The sequence below is a fragment of the Luteibacter rhizovicinus genome (genome assembly GCF_004342265.1).
Classification (GTDB): domain Bacteria; phylum Pseudomonadota; class Gammaproteobacteria; order Xanthomonadales; family Rhodanobacteraceae; genus Luteibacter; species Luteibacter rhizovicinus_B.
In genome coordinates this window covers 1-19750 of record NZ_SMCS01000008.1, presented here as the reverse complement: position 1 = coordinate 19750, position 19750 = coordinate 1, and the positions used below count along the sequence as shown (strand labels likewise).

Annotated in this window: 19 protein-coding genes; 4 read left to right on the top strand and 15 right to left on the bottom strand. The window is 62.7% G+C overall.

The genetic code is table 11. The features are described from left to right. Window positions 1-9 precede the first annotated feature (9 nt). Entirely contained in the window at window positions 10-1290 is a 1281-nt protein-coding gene (locus tag EC912_RS16440) for a flavohemoglobin expression-modulating QEGLA motif protein (protein ID WP_132146121.1), read from the bottom strand. A 39-nt stretch (window positions 1291-1329) separates the two neighbouring features. Then, complete coding sequence (locus EC912_RS16435; RefSeq protein ID WP_132146118.1) at window positions 1330-2076, bottom strand: FAD-binding oxidoreductase; 747 nt, start codon at window positions 2074-2076, stop codon at window positions 1330-1332. An 83-nt stretch (window positions 2077-2159) separates the two neighbouring features. Here EC912_RS16435 and EC912_RS16430 point away from each other — a divergent pair, with 83 nt between their 5' ends. Genes EC912_RS16430 through EC912_RS16420 form a run of 3 tightly spaced genes read left to right on the top strand, consistent with a single transcriptional unit; the run spans window position 2160 to window position 4585 of the window. Then, window positions 2160-3092, top strand: a complete 933-nt coding sequence (locus EC912_RS16430) for an ABC transporter ATP-binding protein (protein ID WP_132146115.1) — start codon at window positions 2160-2162, stop codon at window positions 3090-3092. Continuing rightward, the gene (locus EC912_RS16425; RefSeq protein WP_132146112.1) at window positions 3089-3862 is read left to right on the top strand and encodes an ABC transporter permease; all 774 of its coding nucleotides are present in this window, start codon (window positions 3089-3091) and stop codon (window positions 3860-3862) included. Before EC912_RS16430 ends, EC912_RS16425 begins: the two co-directional genes overlap by 4 nt. A 3-nt stretch (window positions 3863-3865) precedes the next feature. Continuing rightward, window positions 3866-4585, top strand: coding sequence for a pseudouridine synthase (locus tag EC912_RS16420; RefSeq protein ID WP_132146109.1), 720 nt, complete (start codon window positions 3866-3868; stop codon window positions 4583-4585). Here the strand turns inward: EC912_RS16420 and EC912_RS16415 are convergent. The 4 genes from EC912_RS16415 to EC912_RS16400 all read right to left on the bottom strand — a co-directional run bounded on the left by EC912_RS16415 (window position 4551) and on the right by EC912_RS16400 (window position 8780). Further along, window positions 4551-5447 (bottom strand): hypothetical protein, encoded by an 897-nt coding sequence (locus EC912_RS16415; protein ID WP_132146106.1) that lies wholly within the window; start codon window positions 5445-5447, stop codon window positions 4551-4553. The genes EC912_RS16420 and EC912_RS16415 overlap by 35 nt on opposite strands. A gap of 35 nt (window positions 5448-5482) precedes the next feature. After that, a complete protein-coding gene (locus tag EC912_RS16410) occupies window positions 5483-6742 on the bottom strand; it encodes a hypothetical protein (protein WP_132146103.1) in 1260 nt (419 codons plus the stop codon). 80 nt (window positions 6743-6822) lie between these two features. Then, on the bottom strand, window positions 6823-7662 hold the full coding sequence (locus EC912_RS16405) for a hypothetical protein (protein WP_132146100.1): 840 nt from the start codon (window positions 7660-7662) through the stop codon (window positions 6823-6825). Further along, on the bottom strand, window positions 7659-8780 hold the full coding sequence (locus EC912_RS16400; protein ID WP_132146097.1) for a hypothetical protein: 1122 nt from the start codon (window positions 8778-8780) through the stop codon (window positions 7659-7661). Before EC912_RS16400 ends, EC912_RS16405 begins: the two co-directional genes overlap by 4 nt. Window positions 8781-9016: 236 nt before the next feature. On the opposite strand from EC912_RS16400, the gene dbpA reads away from it, so the two are divergent. Then, complete coding sequence (gene dbpA / locus EC912_RS16395) at window positions 9017-10393, top strand: ATP-dependent RNA helicase DbpA (protein WP_132146094.1); 1377 nt, start codon at window positions 9017-9019, stop codon at window positions 10391-10393. Between the two features lie 55 nt (window positions 10394-10448). Here dbpA and hrpB read toward each other — a convergent pair whose 3' ends face one another. The 9 genes from hrpB to EC912_RS19690 form a co-directional block, all read right to left on the bottom strand. Further along, window positions 10449-12956: an ATP-dependent helicase HrpB gene (gene hrpB / locus EC912_RS16390; RefSeq protein WP_132146091.1), complete on the bottom strand. Its 2508-nt coding sequence runs from the start codon at window positions 12954-12956 to the stop codon at window positions 10449-10451. Window positions 12957-13002: 46 nt separating this feature from the next. Next, entirely contained in the window at window positions 13003-15171 is a 2169-nt protein-coding gene (gene gspD / locus EC912_RS16385) for a type II secretion system secretin GspD (protein ID WP_132146088.1), read from the bottom strand. A 3-nt stretch (window positions 15172-15174) separates the two neighbouring features. Next, complete coding sequence (locus tag EC912_RS16380) at window positions 15175-15918, bottom strand: general secretion pathway protein GspN (protein ID WP_132146085.1); 744 nt, start codon at window positions 15916-15918, stop codon at window positions 15175-15177. Beyond that, window positions 15915-16523 (bottom strand): type II secretion system protein GspM, encoded by a 609-nt coding sequence (gene gspM / locus EC912_RS16375; protein ID WP_132146082.1) that lies wholly within the window; start codon window positions 16521-16523, stop codon window positions 15915-15917. The genes EC912_RS16380 and gspM overlap by 4 nt, the downstream gene beginning before the upstream one ends. Continuing rightward, entirely contained in the window at window positions 16504-17652 is a 1149-nt protein-coding gene (locus EC912_RS16370) for a type II secretion system protein GspL (RefSeq protein WP_132146079.1), read from the bottom strand. Before EC912_RS16370 ends, gspM begins: the two co-directional genes overlap by 20 nt. Next, on the bottom strand, window positions 17649-18509 hold the full coding sequence (locus tag EC912_RS16365; protein ID WP_132146076.1) for a general secretion pathway protein GspK: 861 nt from the start codon (window positions 18507-18509) through the stop codon (window positions 17649-17651). Before EC912_RS16365 ends, EC912_RS16370 begins: the two co-directional genes overlap by 4 nt. Beyond that, a complete protein-coding gene (locus tag EC912_RS16360) occupies window positions 18506-19171 on the bottom strand; it encodes a prepilin-type N-terminal cleavage/methylation domain-containing protein (protein ID WP_132146062.1) in 666 nt (221 codons plus the stop codon). Before EC912_RS16360 ends, EC912_RS16365 begins: the two co-directional genes overlap by 4 nt. Then, a complete protein-coding gene (locus EC912_RS16355; RefSeq protein WP_132146060.1) occupies window positions 19168-19593 on the bottom strand; it encodes a prepilin-type N-terminal cleavage/methylation domain-containing protein in 426 nt (141 codons plus the stop codon). Before EC912_RS16355 ends, EC912_RS16360 begins: the two co-directional genes overlap by 4 nt. Then, a partial coding sequence (locus tag EC912_RS19690; protein WP_243649337.1) for a GspH/FimT family pseudopilin occupies window positions 19590-19750 on the bottom strand: 161 nt, incomplete at its 5' end. The genes EC912_RS19690 and EC912_RS16355, both read right to left, overlap by 4 nt.

Sequence of the window (19750 nt, the reverse complement as noted above, 5' to 3'; positions counted from 1 at the left end):
GTCCGGACGTTACAGGCCGAGAGAGATTTCCTCGGCCTGTACGCCCGCCATGTGGATGTGATTCACGAACAGCGAGAACGCCAGTTTCCCGGCAAGCCCATGCACATGCTGCATCCACGGCGGCAGATAGCGCGGCCCCGCGATATCGCCATTCAGGAAATGCGGTTCCAGACTCATCACGTCGTGCAGCGCAAGCTTGCCCGCGAAGAGGTAACGCAATAAGTCGAGACGTCGCTGGCGTAGTGCCCAGCGGAAGAATGTGTGCACCGCCAGCAGGCCGGTAAGGTAGACGTTGTCCTTCGCGAATGCCGCGCCGCCGGTGAGCGGCACGCCGCGGAAGACGCGCTGTGCCGAATGAAAACTGTCCGGGACACTCTGTCCGCAATCGCGAAAGAAACGGAAGACGTCGACGAAATCGGCCCCGTTCAGCGCCATGTCGATGGCCAGAATCCGCAGGCTGATACGTTTCAATCGCGAAATATCGATCGCGCCGGACATCAGCTCCGCGAATACCGCCAGACCTTCCTGGGTCGCCGTCACCCGCGGCGACGTACGCGCCAGCGAGGCAAGCACGGGCTGTTCGCGCCCGTTCAACGCCGTCAGGGAATGCACGAAGGCTTCGTGCGCCAGCAACTGGTGACGATCGTATTCCGTGAATCGCGCACCGCCACGCAAGCGGATGCGCGTGGCGCCGGCCGCCGCCTTGGCGGTCAGCTCGGGGTCGACCTCGACGGAAATGATGCCCGGCGAGAAGAACGCATCGAGGGCTGCGGCCATGTCGCGCCGGAGATCCTCTGCCTGGATATTGCCGGTGGCGTCTTCGGTTTCCAGATCGGCACCCAGCTCGTCCGCCAGGTCGACGAAGTAACGTGCGGCGTCCAGGTTGCTGCGGTTGCTGCCGGGAATCGCATCGCCCGGGCGCCCGTACAGCGCGATCGACGACGCCGTGACGCCGTCGGTCCCCACGGCATCCAGCAGATCGGCCGCTATACGCCAGGATTCGGCGGTACGCCTCAGATAATCGGCGATCGGATGCTCGCCGGAAGCCTCGGCTTCGATGGCCTCCAGCTCATGCCGCGCGGCGGTCAGATCGGGCGGGTTGTAGCGGATATCGGGAAGCGACAGGCGCCCCGCGCCGAATTCGGCGATGAGCCGCTCTTCCACCGACGCGGGCCAGGCCACCGTGGGCAGGATGCGGATCGGACGCACGGCGGCGAGCAACCGCTGGTCCAGCGTCGCGAAACGCTGCATGTCGGGGGACAAATGGGCGACGACGAAAGGTGCGTGCATGTGGCGACGAGTCTATCCCGCTTGCCGCCGCGCTGGCGATCAGCGCGACGAAATGTATTTTTCGCGACGGATATGCTGCACGGCGAGGCCAGCCTCCTTCAGCGCGGCGAACGAGGCGTCGACCATGTTCGGATTGCCGCACAGGTAGGCGATATCCTCGTCGGCCTTGGGCTCCAGCTCGGCCAGAATCGTCTGGACGTAGCCCAGGCGGTCGTGGGGCCGGGGGGCCGGGCGCGCACCGCGGCTCAGGCAGGGGTGGAAGTCGAAACCCTCGTGCTTGCGCGCGAACGCCTCGAATTCCTCGCCATAGAGCAGTTCGCCCTCGTTCCGGGCGCCGTAAAGCAGTACGAAACGGCAGCCCCGGTCGCGGATAAGCGCCTCGATCTGGGGAAGCATGGCCCGGTAAGGGGTCACGCCGGTGCCCGTGGCGATCAGGATGTAGCGCTTGTTGGCGTCGCCCTCCATGAGGCAAAACCGGCCGTAAGGCCCGCTGGCATTGATGATTCCGTCCTTGGGAAGTTCGCTCAGCAGCTTGGTGGCGGCCCCATTGTCGACGTAGCTGACCGCGATTTCCACGCGCTCGACCGGACTTGAACCGTCGCCGACCGTCCCTACCGAATAGCTGCGCTTGGTCGGCTTGCCGTCGTCGTAAGCAAAGTGAATCTGCAGGAACTGGCCTGGAACGAAGGCCAGAGGCTGACCGTCCACCCGCTCGAACGACAGGTGTCGCACGCTGGGTGCGAGCATGAAACTGTCCGCGAGGCGGAGCTGGAATTGTTCAGCCATGGCAACTCTCTATTGACCGAGCGACACAAGGTCGTCGTGGGAAAGCCCGGTATAATAGGCGGCTTGTCAGTCCGGCGCAGCCCATGACCACTCCCGCTTTACACGTCAAGGATTTACGCAAGACCTACGGCAACGGTGTCGAGGCCCTCAAAGGCGTCTCGCTGACCGTCCAGCCGGGCGATTTCTTTGCCCTGCTCGGCCCCAATGGCGCGGGTAAATCCACCCTGATCGGCATTCTTTCGTCCCTGGTGAACGCCAGCAGCGGCGAAGCCGAGGTTTTCGGCGTCTCGATCCACAAGAACCGCAGCGCGGCGATGCAGCTGATTGGCCTGGTACCCCAGGAAATCAACTTCAACCAGTTCGAGAAGCCTTTCGACATCTGCGTGAACCAGGCCGGCTTCTACGGCATCGGTCGCGTCGAAGCGGCCATACGCGCCGAGAAGTACCTGAAGGAACTGCGCCTGTGGGACAAGGCCCACCATCAGGCCCGGATGCTCTCCGGCGGCATGAAGCGCCGCCTGATGATCGCCCGCGCCATGATGAACGAGCCGAAGTTGCTGATCCTCGACGAGCCCACCGCGGGTGTCGACATCGAGATCCGCCGTTCCATGTGGCAGTTCGTCAGCGGCATCAACGCGGCGGGCACCACGGTCATCCTCACCACGCATTACCTCGAGGAAGCCGAGCAGCTCTGCCGCAACATCGCGATCATCGACCACGGCCGGATCGTGCAGAACACGTCCATGAAGAGCCTGCTGTCGACCCTCGACGTGGAGACTTTCGTACTCGACGCCGTGACGATACCCGCCGCCCTGCCGGAACTGCCCGGCGTCGTGCTGCGCAGGATCGACGACCATACCCTCGAAGCCGAAATGTCCCGTTCGCACGATCTCAACTCGCTGTTCTCCGCCCTTTCGTCGCACGGCGTGACCGTCACGTCGATGCGCAATAAAGCCAATCGCCTCGAGGAGCTGTTTGTCCGACTGGTCGAAAACGGCCGGGAGACCGCGGCATGAGCACCTCGACCAATCTCGTCGCCCTCGGCACCATCGTCCGTCGCGAGATCACGCGCATCGCACGCATCTGGACGCAGACGCTGATTCCGCCCGCAATCACGATGACGCTGTACTTCGTCATCTTCGGCAAGCTGATCGGCAGTCGCATCGGCGTCATGCATGGTTTTACCTACATGCAGTACATCGTGCCGGGCCTCGTGATGATGAGCATCATCACCAACAGCTACGGCAACATCTCCAGCTCGTTCTTCGGCGCCAAGTTCGGCCGATTCGTGGAAGAGATGCTGGTTTCGCCGATGCCGAACTGGGTCATCCTGCTTGGTTACGTCACTGGCGCCGTGGTTCGCGGTGTTGTCGTCGGCGCGTTGGTACTGGTGATCGCGCTCTTCTTCACCGACCTGCATGTCGCGCATCCGATCATCACCATCCTGTCCGTGATACTCGGCGCGACAGTGTTTTCGCTTGCGGGCTTCGTCAATGCGGTATTCGCGAAGAAGTTCGACGATATCGCGCTTGTACCGACCTTCGTGCTCACACCGCTCACCTACCTCGGCGGCGTCTTCTACTCGGTCGATCTGCTTGGCGAGCCGTGGCGCACTATCTCGATGGTCAACCCCATCCTGTACATGGTCAACGCGTTTCGCTTCGGCGTACTCGGCGTCAGCGACGTGCAGATCGGTACGGCCTTCATCGTGATGCTCGTTTTCGTCGCAGGCCTGTCCGCGGTCGCATTGCGCCTGCTCAGCCGCGGCGTCGGTCTGCGTTCCTGACCGATGCGCGTCAATAAGTACATCAGTGAAGCGGGGATCTGCTCGCGCCGCGAAGCCGACGAACTATTGGTCGCCGGCCGCGTCACGATCAATGACGCCGTCGTCGGCATGGGCGCCAAGGCGCTGGACGGCGATATCGTGCGCGTCGACGGAGAAGTCGTCGTCGCGCGCACGCTGGCGCCAGCCTCGCCGAAAAATCGTGCCATCTATATCGCGCTGAACAAACCGGTCGGCATTACTTGCACCACCGACCAGACCGTCGACGGCAATATCGTCGACTTCGTGGATCACGCACAGCGCATTTTCCCCATCGGCCGACTGGACAAAGATTCGGAAGGGCTGATTCTGCTGACCAGCAACGGCGACATCGTCAACGAGATCCTGCGTGCCGAGAACGGCCACGAGAAGGAATATCTCGTGGCCGTAAACAAAGCCGTCACCGACGAGTTCCTGTCCGCCATGGCCAAGGGCGTGCGCATCCATGGACAAATGACGAAACCATGCCGCACGCGTCGCATCGCGAAGTACGGCTTCTCCATCGTGCTTACGCAGGGCCTGAATCGCCAGATCCGTCTGATGGCCGCCGAGTTCGGCTATCGCGTAACCCAGCTTCGCCGCGTACGCATCGTCAACGTGAAGCTGGGGCACCTGAAGATCGGCCAGTGGCGCAACCTGACCGAAGCCGAGCTCAAGGGCCTGCTGCCGCAGCGGACGCAGTGGTAGCCCACATCGCCCGCTGTCTCAGGTTCGCGGGCACCGGACACGTGGCGAACACCTCATCGTCTCCGACCTCCCCTGTAGGAGGCGGATTCTGATCCTCCGTGGACGTCCCCGCCGCGATGCGGCGCAAGCGCAGTTCGTTCCAGAGGCTTTTCATGTATTCCTTGCGCGCTTGCCGCAACACGTCTATTTCGGCGGTATTCGTGTGGTGGAGGTAGATCACGAAGATATCGACATCGTACCTGTCCGCCAGAGCCTGGACAGCGGCTTCGCATGAAGTACACATCGGCTGGCTCACCACAGCCCGTATGGTTCCACCGCTAAGCTCGACACCACGTTCCCTGTCGGCTCTTATATCGCGTTCGATGGTCTGGACAGCTTTCAGCTCCGCATCCGCCTGGTGCGAGTCCGGCTTCGGTTCGCCTTCCACCGGCTGAACTTGAATGGTCGCATCGGGAACCAGCACCGCGCGGGTGATAACGGGATCTCCGCGAAAGAATGCTTCCACTCCGCTCTGCGGAGGCACGAGATTCGGCGCTACGTGCGAATCGAAATCCCATCCCGACATGGCGTTGTAAACGCGCGTATCGATGACCCCATTGCGCGTCGCCGTAAATTCGAACTGGGCGATCGTGCCACGAAGGACCACGTGTTCATAAGGGCGTACATCGCCGCGCACCACGCTGGAGATAACCGGATTGCTGGCTTCATAGAGCCAGCGGTCCAGCGCGGTCGCATAGTAGTCGAAGCTCGATGCCAGAGCCGATACGACCATGGGACTGGTCGTACTGCTGACCTCCTCTTTATGCAGAGAGCCCGCGATGCCCTGGCGGCCGATGAGAAAAAACGCGAACAGCAAGGCCACGAAGGCCTTCTTGCATGGTCCGATCATCGACATGCTCAAATCCTCCCGCACGTGAGTCGCAACGCACGGTCGGACACCACTTCCGCATCCAGTGCCGCTATTTTCCCCTCGGCCAACAACTGTTTCGCCATCTTCGCCTCGAACACCTCCACCCGGGACGTGAATCCCGACATGTGAGGCGAAAGACTACCCAACCGGCCCTGACGCATGTTGAGCATCGGTCCGATCATCCTGTCGATGAATAGCGTCGAGCTATCGCCCTTCGGCTCCCGCGAAACGATCTGCTCCCGATAATCGCGGACATACCACGCGTAGACCGCGCGATCAGTGGCATCCACATGGCACAACGGCCGTAAATCGGCGCCCCCTCCACCTGCGATGTAGCTGCGGAACGTGCCATCGGCATTGCAGGGCTGACCGTTGTCGTAAGGCGCCAGATCGCGGAACGCCGCCGCTGCACGCGCCACACGCAGTACCGCGGGAAGTTCGCGAATGCCGTACGCACTCAGGCCACCCGCCTTCCAGCGGGACATTTCGCCATCCAGAAGCCGCATAAGATAGAACCGATCGTAGTCCGGCAAATCTTGCGGACCGTTCGTATCGAGAAATCGGGTCAGGATGTCCTTCCGAAGCCCCAGAGCGAAATGTCTCTCCGCCGGAGCACCGTCAAGCAGCTCTTTGAGTGTCTGCACCGCAACGGCGTAATTCGCGGCGACAATATGATTCTCTTCGCCCGTCAGGGCCAGCGCTTTGAAGAAGATATCCGGTTCTATACCGGCTTTCACCGCGCTGGCACCGGCGAAAACATTTGTGAAGCGCGAAGGAAGCGCCGAAAGAGGAATATCGTCGTTTAGCCGGGCTTTCGTGCTGCCGTAATCCCAAAGCGCAGCGTCAATGGCCCCTTCGACGCTCATGGGATGCCCGGGAACCGAAACGGAGGCAATCGCCTGCAGTACCGCTGCACCGGGCGTGTAGCGTGAGCCTTCCTTGATCCCCGAATACGGCGACACCGGATCGATCATCCACGCGCGAATGTAGTCGTCGTCGGAAAGGGCCACAGCCAAATGCGCGCCTTCGACCGATATGCGCTCGTGGAGCAGGACCTTGAGGAAATCGCCAGGCGGCGGAGGCGCCGCCGTGGCAGTGAAAGGAAGAACGCTGGCAAACAGCACGAATCGCGGCCATGGCTTCATAGGCTCTCTTTCTCCCGCAGGATGTTCTGCCGCCTGAAGTGACGGCAGAACACGCATTGCAACGAGAAACCCGACTGATCGGCATCGGCCGTCGTCACCCATATAGCAGGCGAACTATTGCAATACCGGTAGTCTTCGAACCGGACACGCCCGGGCGTCCCGGGCGCCATGTCATGAACGCATCATGCACCGACCCGGATACAACCGACCGCTCCTTTGTACTCGTCGTCCAGAGTGAACATCGGCTGGGGTGCGTTCCGTACATTCCTCACCTGATTCACGGCTTGCTTGCGCAGGCTGGTGAACTCGACCTCGATAGGCGTGCCTACTTCCCTGAAGTAGTCGATTTTCACGTCGATGTTGTATTCCTTGGCGAAAACACGGACTGCGTTATCGCAGGAATCGCAAAGATCCTTGCTGACGAACCCTTTCACGCTGCCCTGCCCAGGAACACGCCCTTCCACGATATCGGCCTCGATAGTACGCACGGCCTTTAGCTCGGCATCCGTTGCGCGGTCCTTACCGCCAGCGGGCGACGAAGGGATCTTCGATTTCGATTCGTTTCCTGGTGAGGCCCTGCTGTATTCGTCCGCGAGAGGGAAGAATTTTTCGACGTTCTCGACACCCGGCGGCAACGGTCCATCGCCATAAAATGCCTTGGACACATCCGGACCCGACTTCGAGTGATACACCTTGGTATGGGTATTTCCATCGGTTCCTACGTACGTGTATTCGAAACGGGCGATCGTCGCGTATTTGAAATTCGTTTCGACTTTATTGAACGTACTTCGAATGCGCTGTTCCGGCGTCGTATTGGCTTTGATCCATCGATCGGCGGTGCGCAGATGATAGCCATAGGTATCCATCAAGGCGCCGAGGGCATCGGCATCGACCTTATCGACGGGAATCAGCTCTACGGACTGCGCGAAAGCTCCGCCAGAGGCCACCAGAAGCATCGCGCCGGTGGCGATGCCAGCAACGATTCGGCGCATCGGATGCCACGAAATAGTATGACTTTTCATTTCTTGCACATCCTGTTTATTTTCGTGGGAAGACGATTGACGCCCGGACGCGCCCATGATGTTTTCTTGGCGAAAATTCGCGAAGAGAGCGCGAACCTGGTGAAATTCGCGATATCCAAAGCTTCCACAATGATGCTGGCCGGTCGAAGCAGCTTGAAGATCGCCGGATCGTCGTCGCTTGTCGAGTATCGCTTGATGCCTTGCTCCTGATCGGCAAGGTGACGCACAAACCATGCGTGCGTCGCGCGATCGGTAGCGGCGGAGAAACAGATTTCCTTTGCGTCGATGTCCATACCAAGACCCGCATGACCCGGATTTTCGTCGCCGGACGGCAAACAGGGCGACTGTCGAGGAGTCATATAACCGGATTTCATGTAGTAAGCGGCGGCGAGCCGGGCAACGCGGAAATGAGCGGGGATATAGGGTTGCTGCGTCGAAGGCGATACCCCCGGCTCGAACGCGCGAATCTCGGAATCGAGTACGCTGAGAAGGTATTCGCCGTCTTCTTCGGAAATCTGCGAATAGTGTGCGTGCTTCATGAACCGCTGAAGCACTTCTGGCCGGATGTTCTGCCCGGCATGCTCGGACGGATCGACGCGCGCGGCCATTTCCCGAAGCAACTGCGCGCCAACGGCATAGTTCGCTGCGATGGATGCCTTGCTGTAGTCGAACATATCGAGGACGGTATTGAAGATATCGCGATCGATCGCCGCTTTCGTCGCGCTCGCACCGATCAATCTGTCAAGATCGCTATAACCGCGATCGACCCGCACTTCGATCAAAGGCCGGGCCCTTGTCAGGCCCATGCGTAGCGCGAATGCCGCCCATCCCTGCTCGGGAGAAAGAGGATTCCATGGCCTTGCCTTGATTAGTGCAGTCGCCCAGGCGGGGCTCGGCGGAGTATTCGGAACGGGGCGCAGGTCGCTGTAGATCGAATCGGTTTTCAACATCAGCTTCGCCGCATAGTCGTCGCTGAGCTCAATGACATCGTCGCCATCCAGCGCCGACGTCTCTTCCATCAGCACTTCGACAAAGTCTCTTTCGACAAGGGGAGTCTGCGCGATGGCGGATATAGGCATCCATGCCATCACACAGGTAAAGCGCGTCCATCTTTTCATGCTTGGTTTCTTCTTCTGGGGAGGGGGAGGAAGAGCGATCCGCACGGGTAAAAATGCGGATCGAGAGAATGTCGAATCCGCCCGTGGATGGCTGTCAGGAAATGCCCCTTCACGCTCAGGGCAATACACTGGGTAGCATCAGTTTCGTACCCGCGTCGCCCAGGCATGCACATGCTCCCTATCCCTGAACAGCGCGCGATCCTGCGCCTGGCCTCCATAGATGCGATCATATGGACATGACCGCCTTCAACCAGCTCGCCCTCAAACCCGCCTTGCTCGCCGCAGTGGAAGCCCTTGGCTACCCAGGCATGACGCCTATCCAGGCGGCCAGCCTTCCTCCGATCCTCGAGGGCAAGGACGTCATTGCGCAGGCACAGACCGGCAGCGGCAAGACAGCGGCGTTCGCCCTCGGGCTGCTTCAGCATCTGAATGTGGACACCATTCGATTGCAGGCGCTGGTGCTCTGCCCTACCCGCGAACTGGCCGACCAGGTCAGCAAAGCCATCCGCAAGCTGGCGGCCAATATTCCGAACGTGAAGCTACTGACGCTGTGCGGCGGCATGCCGCTGGGACCACAGCTGGCCTCGCTCGAACACGACCCGCACGTCGTCGTGGGCACGCCAGGCCGTGTGCAGGAACACCTGAAGCGCGGCAGTCTTCACGCGGGTGGCGTGAAAACCTTCGTGCTCGACGAAGCCGACCGCATGCTCGACATGGGTTTCGAAGAAGCGATCGACGACATCGTGTCGCGCATTTCCAAACACCATCAGACCCTGCTGTTCTCGGCCACCTATCCCGACGAGATCCGCGCGGTCAGCGGCCGAGTTCAGCGCGATCCGGTCACGGTGACCGTCGATACGCCACATAGCGAAGCGACCATCGAGCAGCGTGTCGTCGAGGTCGAGCCGTCGCAGAAAGTCGATACCCTGTCGCAGATCATTACGCACGAACGACCCGAAGCCGCGCTGGTGTTCTGCAATATGCGCAAGGATACCGAGACGCTTGCCGCCGAGCTGGACCGGCGTGGGTTTTCCGCACTGGCGTTACACGGCGATCTGGAACAACGCGATCGCGACGAGGTGCTCGTGCAGTTCGCCAATCGCAGCTGTTCGATTCTCATCGCCACCGACGTCGCTGCGCGCGGCCTGGATATCGCAGCGTTGCCGCTGGTGGTCAGTTACGACGTCGCGCACGATGCGGACACGCATACGCACCGCATCGGACGCACGGGCCGCGCGGGTAACAGCGGACTGGCGATTACGCTCGCCGGATCGCGCGACCTGCCGAAGATCGCGACCATCGAGGAACGTCTTGGCACCCGGATCAAGCGTTATCCGGCGAAGCCCGTCGTCGGCGCGCGCAAGGTACTGAACCTCGCGCCGATGAAAACCGTGGTGATCGACGCTGGCCGCAAGGACAAGCTCCGCCCCGGCGACATTCTCGGCGCACTCACGGGCGATGCGGGCCTCGCAGCGAAGGACATCGGCAAAATCGACGTCTTCGCGACGCGCGCTTATGTCGCTATCAGTCGCGACCTGGCGAACAAAGCTCTGGAACGGCTGCGCGCGGGCAAGATCAAGGGCCGCAACTTCCGCGTACGCCCGCTAGGCTGATTCAGCTCTTGCAGGAGCGCGCTTGAGTGCGCTCCTGCACGATCCATACTGGCAATCAGGTACCGCGGGGTTTGGCCCGATGCGTGGCCGTCGCCGTCCACGGATCGTCGGGCCAGGGATGTTTCGGGTAGCGGCCTTTCAGTTCCTTCTTCACTTCCGGGTACGTACGTTCCCAGAAGCCGTGCAGGTCCTGTGTCACCTGGATCGGGCGACCCGCCGGGGACAACAGATGCAACGTCACGGGGACGCGTCCCGCACCGACACGCGGCGTATCCGCCAGTCCGAACAGTTCCTGCAGTTTCACCGACAGCACCGGCGAGGCCCCCGGATCGTCCGGCAGCGTTCCGTACCCCAGTCGCCGGGTCATGCCGCTGGGTACGCGTAATTCGTCGGGCGCATCGGCGTCCAGAGCGCGACGCTGGTCGTAGTCCAGCAACGCGGCGATGGCCTGCGACAGATCCGCCGCCTGCAACGCACTCAGCCGGCGTTTGCCTTCCAGATAAGGTGCGAGCCAGCGATCGAGCGACGCCAGCAAGGCGTCGTCCGACACGTCGGGAAGCCCCAGCTCTGGCCGCCAGACACGCAGCGCGCCCATGCGTGCGCGCAGTCGTCGCGCCGTTTCGCTCCAGGGCAATGCCTCGATGCCGCCCGCACGAATCGCCGCGAGCAGGGCCGGCAATGCGTCGGCACCGGTGACCGGAACGCTTTTGCGTTCGAGCACCAACGCATCGAAGCGCCGTTCCTCGAACGCTTCCGCGATGTCGCGTGCGTCGTCCCAACGCAGCACGCGCTCCGTGACGAAACGTGAGGAGTATTCGATTTCCAGTATCCGCGGATCGAATGGGGCACCCGCGAAGATCAGGCTATCGCGTGCATCCAGCTTCAGGTCCAGCACGACCAGCCATGGCTCGCCATGCAGTGCGCTGTTCTCGTGCAGCCGCGCGCCACGACCGTTCGCCAGTTGATAGCGCATGGCGTTGCCTTCGTCGCGACGCGCTATGCGATCAGGAAAAGCATGCGCAAGCAGGTCGCCGATGGCATGCGCGTGCGGCACGCCGCTGGCGCCGGTGCGCACGCCCAGCCGACGGCGCCACCCACCGGCGGCTTTTTCGATAGCGGCCAGCGCAGCGATATCCGCCGAGCCTGCCCTCGCACCACGTGCGCCTCCGTCGCGCCACAGGTGCAGCGCGGCGACGCGCGCGCGGAAATCGTCGGTGCGTCCCAGCTCTCCACGCAAGGGCGAACGCGCCTCCATCAACGCGAGAAGATCCGCCACCAACGGGTGAAGTTCGGGCGGCGCGCGCAGCGCCGCGGCCGCGAGTCGGGGCGAGGCACCGAGTGCCAGCATCTTTCGACCCAACGTCGTGATGCGCGATGTGTCCAGCGCTCCCAACCGGCGCAACAGATCGCGCGCCTGTCCCATGGCGCCCGTGGGTGGGGTATCGAGCCACGGAATGTCTTCGCTACCCCAGGCGGCAAGTTCGAGGACAAGTCCGGATAGTTCGGCCTGTGCGATTTCCGCGGTGCGCTGCGCGTCGAGACGCCGACTCTGCGGCCAGAGGCGATAAGCGACACCCTCGGCGACACGCCCCGCACGCCCCGCGCGCTGATCGGCGGATGCCTGGGAAATCGTGATGGTTTCCAGCCGCGTAAAACCCGACTGCGGATCGAATCGCGGTTCGCGCGCCTGGCCGCTATCGATAACGGCACGTATACCCGGCAGCGTCACGCTGGATTCGGCGACATTGGTCGCAAGCACGACGCGACGCGTACCCGGATCTGGAGCTGCCAGCGCGAGGTGTTGTTCCGCCAGCGACAGTTCGCCATGCAACGCGACGACTTCCACGCCTTCGTGTTGACGTTCGACGATCGCACGGGTGCGTTCGATCTCGCGTCGACCGGGAAGGAAGGCGAGTATGTCGCCGTCGGTCTCGCGCAACGCCTGATTTACTGTACGCGCGAGATGTTGCTCCACCGTTTCCTGCGTGCGTGCCGGCGGATGCTCGATGCGTACCGGATAACTGCGACCTGGGCTGCTTATCCGCGGCGCATCGAGCCATTGCGCGATGCGTTCGCCGTCGAGCGTGGCCGACATGACGATCAACCGCAGATCGGGCCGGAGGTTCGCCTGAACGTCCAGCGCGAGCGCCGCACCGAGATCGCCCGCGAGATGGCGTTCGTGGAATTCGTCGAACAGGATCGCGCCAGTCCCCTCAAGCGACGGGTCGTCCTGAATCATGCGGCTAAGAATGCCCTCGGTAACCACCTCAATGCGCGTGCGGGGTCCAATACGAGCGTCGAAGCGGATGCGATAGCCGACCGTCTGACCGATATCCTCGCCGAGCTGCGTTGCCATGAATTCCGCCGCTGCCCTTGCAGCGATGCGGCGCGGCTCCAGCATCACGATCTTGCGGTCACCGAGCCATGCGGCTTCCAGCAGCGCCAACGGAACCTGTGTCGTTTTACCCGCGCCGGGCGGCGCCTCGAGGACGAGACGCGGATGACCCGCCAGCGAAGCAACGATCTCCGGCAGTAGCGGCGTAATGGGATAGGAAACGGGCATGGACCGACTATGTTACGTAAGCCGGTCCATGCGTGCGAGCAATGCCTCAGACCTCGTCTTCGGCCTTATTCCCTTGTCCGGCTGGCTTCGTGGGCTCCAGGGAGCGGAATCGCTCGCGGAATTCGTCGGCGACACGCTTCGCATCCTCGCCGTTGGCGATCACCTTGGGCGTAATCAGCACGATCAGTTCGGTCCGTCCGTCATTGCGGGTGGTGCCGCCGAACAGATTTCCCAGAACGGGAATTCGGCTCAGGTACGGAACGCCCGACTTCGTTCGCGTGTTCTTCTGCTGGATAAGACCGCCAAGCAAGACCGTCTGCCCGCTCTGGATCGCTACCTGGGTCGAGAGCTGCCGCTTCCCGATCGTGAGATTTCCGCTACCGTCGGACGGCCTCGCATCGCTGACCTCCTGCGATATCTGCAAATAGACGAGGCCGCCCGGATTGATCCGCGGTTTGACTTGCAGGATGACGCCGGTGTCCTTGTATTCGACCTGACCGACCTGATTACCGAGATTCGAATTGGTTTGCACATAGGTCTGCACAACGGGAATCTGATCGCCGACCTGGATACGCGCTTTCTGGTTATTGACGACGACGAGCGAGGGCGACGATAGCGTCTTCGTATTGCTGTTCGTCTCCAGCGCACGAACCTTCGCCTGTATCTCGTTATTGACGAACGAGTAATAGAACGTGTCCTTGCCGGAATCCTTGGGGAAGTTGGCCCCCAGCTTCCATTGCTGCTTATTGCCAGGCTGACCGCCGCCGATCAGACCTTCCAGATACCACTGCACGCCAAACTCGAATTCGTTCCTTAGCGCCACTTCGAGAATGCGCGTCTCGATCTGCACCTGCAGCGGGATGGCATCGAGACGGCGAATCACTTCTTCGATCTCGGCCCATTGCGCCGGCCGCGCGCGGACGATCAGCTGGTTGTTCGCCTCCACCGCCGCGATGCGCACGCCCAGGTCGCCAGCGGCCGGACTCGATCCCACGGATGTCGCCGGGGAAGTGACTGATGACGAGAAAAAATCGGGATTACTGTCGCCGCGACCGGATTTATTGTCCGTGTCGAACGATGTGGCGGCACCAAAATCGTCCGCGCCTTGCGTGCCCGAATTCAGGCCGGGTGCGACGCGCCCCGCACCGTCGCTACGCTGCGATGTCCCACCGCCGTACAAATTCGAAAGATATTCGGCCATATCGGTCGCCGGAAGATTACGGACGTCGTAAACGAACAGCCGCGGTTCGTTACCGCCGCCGCCATCAATCCGGTCGATCCATCCTTTCACTTCCTCGAGATATGCAGCCTGTGGACTGATGACGACGAGTGCGTTGCTGCGCTCGATCGGCATGAAGCGCATCAGGCCAGCAACCGGCGTACCGCTTTTTGCGCCGAACAGACCATCGAGCGCAGGCATGATCTCTTTTACATTGGCCCGTTCGAGATTGAACACGCCAACCGACATGCCACGAAGCCAGTCGACGTCGAACGTGTCGATCGTTCGCTGGTAGTTGTCCAGCTCGCTCGACGAACCCGCCATCACCAGCACATTGCGCGCCGGATCGGCGAGCAGCACCGAGTCCTGACGGGCGAAAGGTTTTATGAGCTTCTGCATCTCGACAGCCGAGATGAATTGCAATGGAAACAGGCGTGCCTGCAGGCCATCCCGTGGCGTCGACGCCCCGAGACTCGGTGCGATATTCCCCGCGACGGCATCCCGCGACGGCATCACCACATAGCGATCGCCATCGCGCACCAGCGCATTCTGTGTCCACGAAAGCAGCGTTTCCAGAATGAGCAACGCCTGATCCTGACGGACCGGCTTCGACGTCGAGAACGAAATATTGCCGGCGACTCCCGGCGTAATGCTGTAGTTCTCGTGGAGCATATCGCCGAGAACGACCTTGACCACCGCCTCGATGGGCTGGTCTTCGAAATTGAACGTGAAGGTGTCCTTGCCGACGGGAAGCACCCTGGGTTTCGCCAACCCCACCGGACGAATGAACTGGCCGCTGCCTTTCGCTATATCGCTGGACGGAATCACCGCGACCTCGGCCCCGGGTGCCGTCGCCAACGCTTGCGGAACAGGCTTTTCGAGGCCCTTCAGCGCCTCGCGCTGAAGGGCCAGGTCGTCATGTCGTGACGACAGCGACGCGCAGCCGGACAACAGCGCGGCAAGCGCCGCGCCTCCCAACCGGATTCCCGTATTCATGATTCACCGTACTCCTTCCTTGGCGGATTCAGCCTGTTGCTGTTGCTCGGCCCTGCGCTTCTGCACAGCGGCCTTCAATGCTTCGACGCGTTGATCCTGCAACGCGGCATCGTCCTGGCGCGGACGGGGCAGATTCGGACCCGTCATCGACGAACTGGAAACCGGACGCTGTACGCGCGGAGGCGTTCCTCCCGGCGGGAGCGGTGACGGAATGCCCGGAGGGATGCCAGGCGGAGCATCGGCCCGGCGTGGCGCATCCTTCAGCGGCTCCGGCGCACTTACCTTCAACGTGAGTTCGCGATGCTCGCCACCGTTGTCGAACGTGGCGCTGCGCGGCGCGAGCGTCACCAGTGTCCAGTGCCCTTCCAGTACGCCACCTTCGCGCACGCGCACCGTAACGTCCTTGCCTTTGTCGCGCAGCAGCGCCATACGCAGGCCGGACGTCATGATGATGCCGGTCAGTTCGAGGTCGCCGATGTTGCTCGCCTCCGTGTCGCCATCGGCGATCGCCACGGGCTTGCGATCGTTGTTGAACAGCGGCCGTTGCCAGACTTCGGCGAAGGTCGCCAGTGGAACCGGCGTCGGCATCGGCGCGGGACGCGCCGGCGGCGGAGGAGCCGCCGCCATAGGTTCGTCCCAGTGCACGCTGCGACCCAGGCCCGCGAGAAAGACGACAAGTACGATGGCCAGTGCGCCACCGGTCAATGCAAGGATGGGTGTGAGGCGACGTTGTGCGGCGGCGTTCACGAAGCCCCCTTCGGCGCGGGCGCGTTCGCCTGACGGATGTAACCCGACACGGTGAACTGCACTTCCATGGGCACCGGGGCGCCGGAACGCGCTGCCACCGGATTGCGATAGACGCTGAAGTCTTCGATGAACAGGTAAGGCGAGTCTTCCTCGATATCGTGCAGCACGGCTGCCAACGGCTGCATGTGACAACGCAGGCTGATATTGACCGTGACTTTCCGATAGGGATCGGACGCTTTTTCCTGACTGGGCACCGGCTGCTTCTGCACGACGTCGCATGCGCCGTCGTCGTGATGCGCGGCCGCGACATCGACGATGCGCTGCATCAGGCCGGCCGCCGCTGCGTTGGTATCGTCTTCGGGCAGGAAGGCGCTGCTCTGGGTCTGTCCCTGGGCAAGCCCGGCAAGCCGCTTCTGCAGCGCGGGACGTTCCGCGATCGCCGTGGCATATCTGCGCTGCGTGTCGCGCAGGTCGGCCATTTCGTCCGCGATGGCCAGTTGCGGCGATACGAACCACCAGTGCACCAGCACGAAGTAAGCGATGACAATCACGACGATCAACAGGAGTACGGCGGCGGCGCGCGACTCAGCGGGCTTCATTCGCATGAGCGACCTCCGGCTTGGCGACGTGGGCACGCGCCTGCATATAGAAGCGTTCCTTGCCCGACGTCGGATCGGTCTGAATCGTGCCCTGGAAACTCGGCTCACCGAGATAGGTGGCACCCTTCAGGGTGTCGATGAGTCGCGCGGCCTGCGGACTCTGCCCCTGAAAACCGATCTGCCCGCTCGCGTTGAGAGTGAAGCGCTCAAGCCATGTGTCGTCGGGCAGACGATGGGTAAGTTCGTTGAGTACCGGCAGCACGGCGGGCACTTCCGCCTTGCGCTGGGCAAGAAAGCCCGATGCGCCGGCGCTGTCGGTAAGGCGCTGGCGCAAGGCGGCGACACGCTGCGCATCGCCGCGCATGGATTCCACCTGGTCCCGCATCGCGTCCAGTGCCGATTCGCGGTTGTGCAACCACCCGGCCATGCAGGCGAAGATCAGCAGGACACAGGCCACCGCCAACGCCATATTCGTTCGCCCGCGCGCATTGACCCGCCGCGTCGCCCGCCCCGGAGGAAGGAGATCGACACCCGCCCGTACCGCGCCATCGACGACGTCGACACGATCCAGCGGAATGCCCAGTGCCTGCAGACGGTCCAGCAATGGATCCAGCCGGGTACGCGGCACGGCGGCCAGTTCCGCAACGAAGCGGCCCTCGGGCGCCGGACCGGTAAGTTCGCGAACCCCGAAATGCACGTCTTCGGAGCGGAACGGCGTCTGGCGGTCGACGTCGTAGCCGACGACCTGACGCAAATTGTCGCGCGCCGCCAATGGCAGCACGAGACGGCGACGCAACACGTCGGAGAAGGGCAGACACAGTGCGACATACCGATCCGCGGGATCGACGCCGGCCATCGCGTCGATCAGCGAACGCGTCTGCAACGCATCGGCATCGTCGTCGGCGACACGAACCAGAGCATCCGTTTCGCCGGCACGCCGCAACGACCAGCCGTGATCGTCGCGCTCCAGCAGGAACCAGTGGGCGCCTCCGTCCAGCAACGACCGTACGCGGGAAGGCAGGAGCTTGTGCAGTTCGCCGCCCCACCATGCGAAAAATGGCGGCAACGGCGATGTGCGCCAGACGCGGCGCAATCGCTCCAGAGGCACTCCGATGGCGTCCTGCATTGCGGTCATTCACCGTCTCCTTCGCGCCATCGCAATACGGCGTAGGGCTGAGTTCCCGATCTTATCCCACGCAGACGGATCGTCGCTGTAAGGATAGACCTCGTCTGGTCGGTAAGAATGGCTTCCGCACGAATCGTATGGGTGACGCCGTTGCCGCCGGCAAGCGCGCTGCCCGTGGTGTCGTTGCGTTGCGCGAGGATCGCGCTGGCCTGATCGGGACCGAGGCCCGGCACGGCGGCCAGGGCGAGCGGCGAAGCATGCGCGGTATTGGGACGTTCGCGCCCCGACCAGATGGTGATCGCCGGGGCGATCGTCGCGAAAGTCTTCGGGTCCATGCCAAGCACCATCCGCGCTTCCTCCACCGTGGCGAAAGGACCGTTGCGCGGGCCGTAGTCCAATCCGGCCGCTTCGTACTGGGGCTTCTTCGCGCCATTGGGCAGCGATCCCTCGGTCGGATTGCGCCAGTCCTGCACGGCGGCCGACAACCGCTTTGCGCGATCGGCTTCGACGCCCGCGGCAACGAAGAGCGCCACCAGCACCTGGTCCGACGCTGCATTCAGATCGACCTTGCCGTCCTCGTCGCTCACGCTGACGTGCACAGTCGCGTTGTCGAAAGAAAAAGTGTACGAGCGACCGTCGGCGATCCAGCGTGCGTTGGCGTCGGGGTCCTGCAGCGCCTGCACTGCCCGCACGATGCCCGCTTCCGCCGCGTAGTGCGCCTGCGTCTGGGCAAACTGGTAACGCGCCTGCAATCCTTCCGTACGAGCCAGCATCGCGAAACCGCCGAGCATGATGGCAAGCAGCGTGCAGCCCCACAGCACGATCAACAAGGCGACCCCGCGCGATGAGCGATAGGAGCGGATCATCGGATCACCTGACCGCGCAGGCCGCGCGACAATGAATTCGGACCGCCGGTCGCCGAAGGGTCGATGCGCAAGGGCGCGTCCATCGTCGGCCACGCCGTGCCGCCGTTGAGCATGAGGGTCACGCGTACGAGCGAAGGCGTCCGGCGACCGTCAGGCCATGTTTCCTGCCAGTCGCCCGGCTGATTCTGATCGTCCATACCGCGATACGCGAACCCGCCACTGCGGATGCCGCGCAGAAGGACTTCGGGCTCGCCGACCGTTTTCGGTTCGCCGCCATCGGGTGGCAGCAACGCGAAACTGGCTTCCAGTCGAAGGGTCCGATGGCCATCGTCCACGAGGCTGATGGTCTGCAGTTGCGGACCCAGCTTGCCGAGATAGCCCGGCAGCGGTGCCACGAAACGAAGCGTCTTCGCGTCGCCGTTGAAAACGATGGGGTCGCCGTCGTCGTTGCGGTCGAAACCGATGTTCAGTGCCTGGGCCAGTTCCGCGCGCAGGAATCCCTGCGTCGACCGGATCGCATCCATGCGTTCGATCGCGGCATCCCCGCTGCGAACGATGCGCGATGCGGTACGCACGCCGGAGTAGACGCCCAGCAGTACGATCGTGAGCAAGGCGAGTGCCGCCAGCACTTCCATCAGGCTGAAGCCCCGGGCACGCTTCATGGCAGGCCTCCGGGCGGCGGCGCACCCATGCGCAGCGTGCTGAAGCGCGCACTGCGCTCGTTGTTATCGCCGCCCCAGAGCACATCGAGATCGAGCCGGTACAAACGACGGGATGCGTCCTGCGGCACGCCATTGCCGGAAGCAGCGGCCTGCCAGGGCGTCACCGTCATACGCCATCGATACGTATCGTCGAAACGTCCTTCGCTTGAGCCCTCCCGCAAGGGCTCCATCACGAATGCACTGTCGAGCATCGAACGCGCGCGCAGCGCGGCCTGCGTACGTTCGCCAGCGCGCGCCGTGAGACTCATCGAGCTCCCGGCGACCTGCATCAATGCCGCGAACGCAATCGCCAGAATCGCGATGGCGGCAATCACTTCCAGCAGACTGAAGCCGCGCGCTGCGCGGAAACGCGGGACATTCATTGCGTGACAACCACGCTCACCGCCCCGGTCAACCACCCGACATTGACGTGCCACTCGCGCGCGCCCCGTCCCAGCGTCACCCGCCCGCCGGTCGAGCTGCCGTCGGGGAAGAAGCGGATCCGCCCGGTGGTCGCGTTCACCCGGTCTTCCTGCGCGC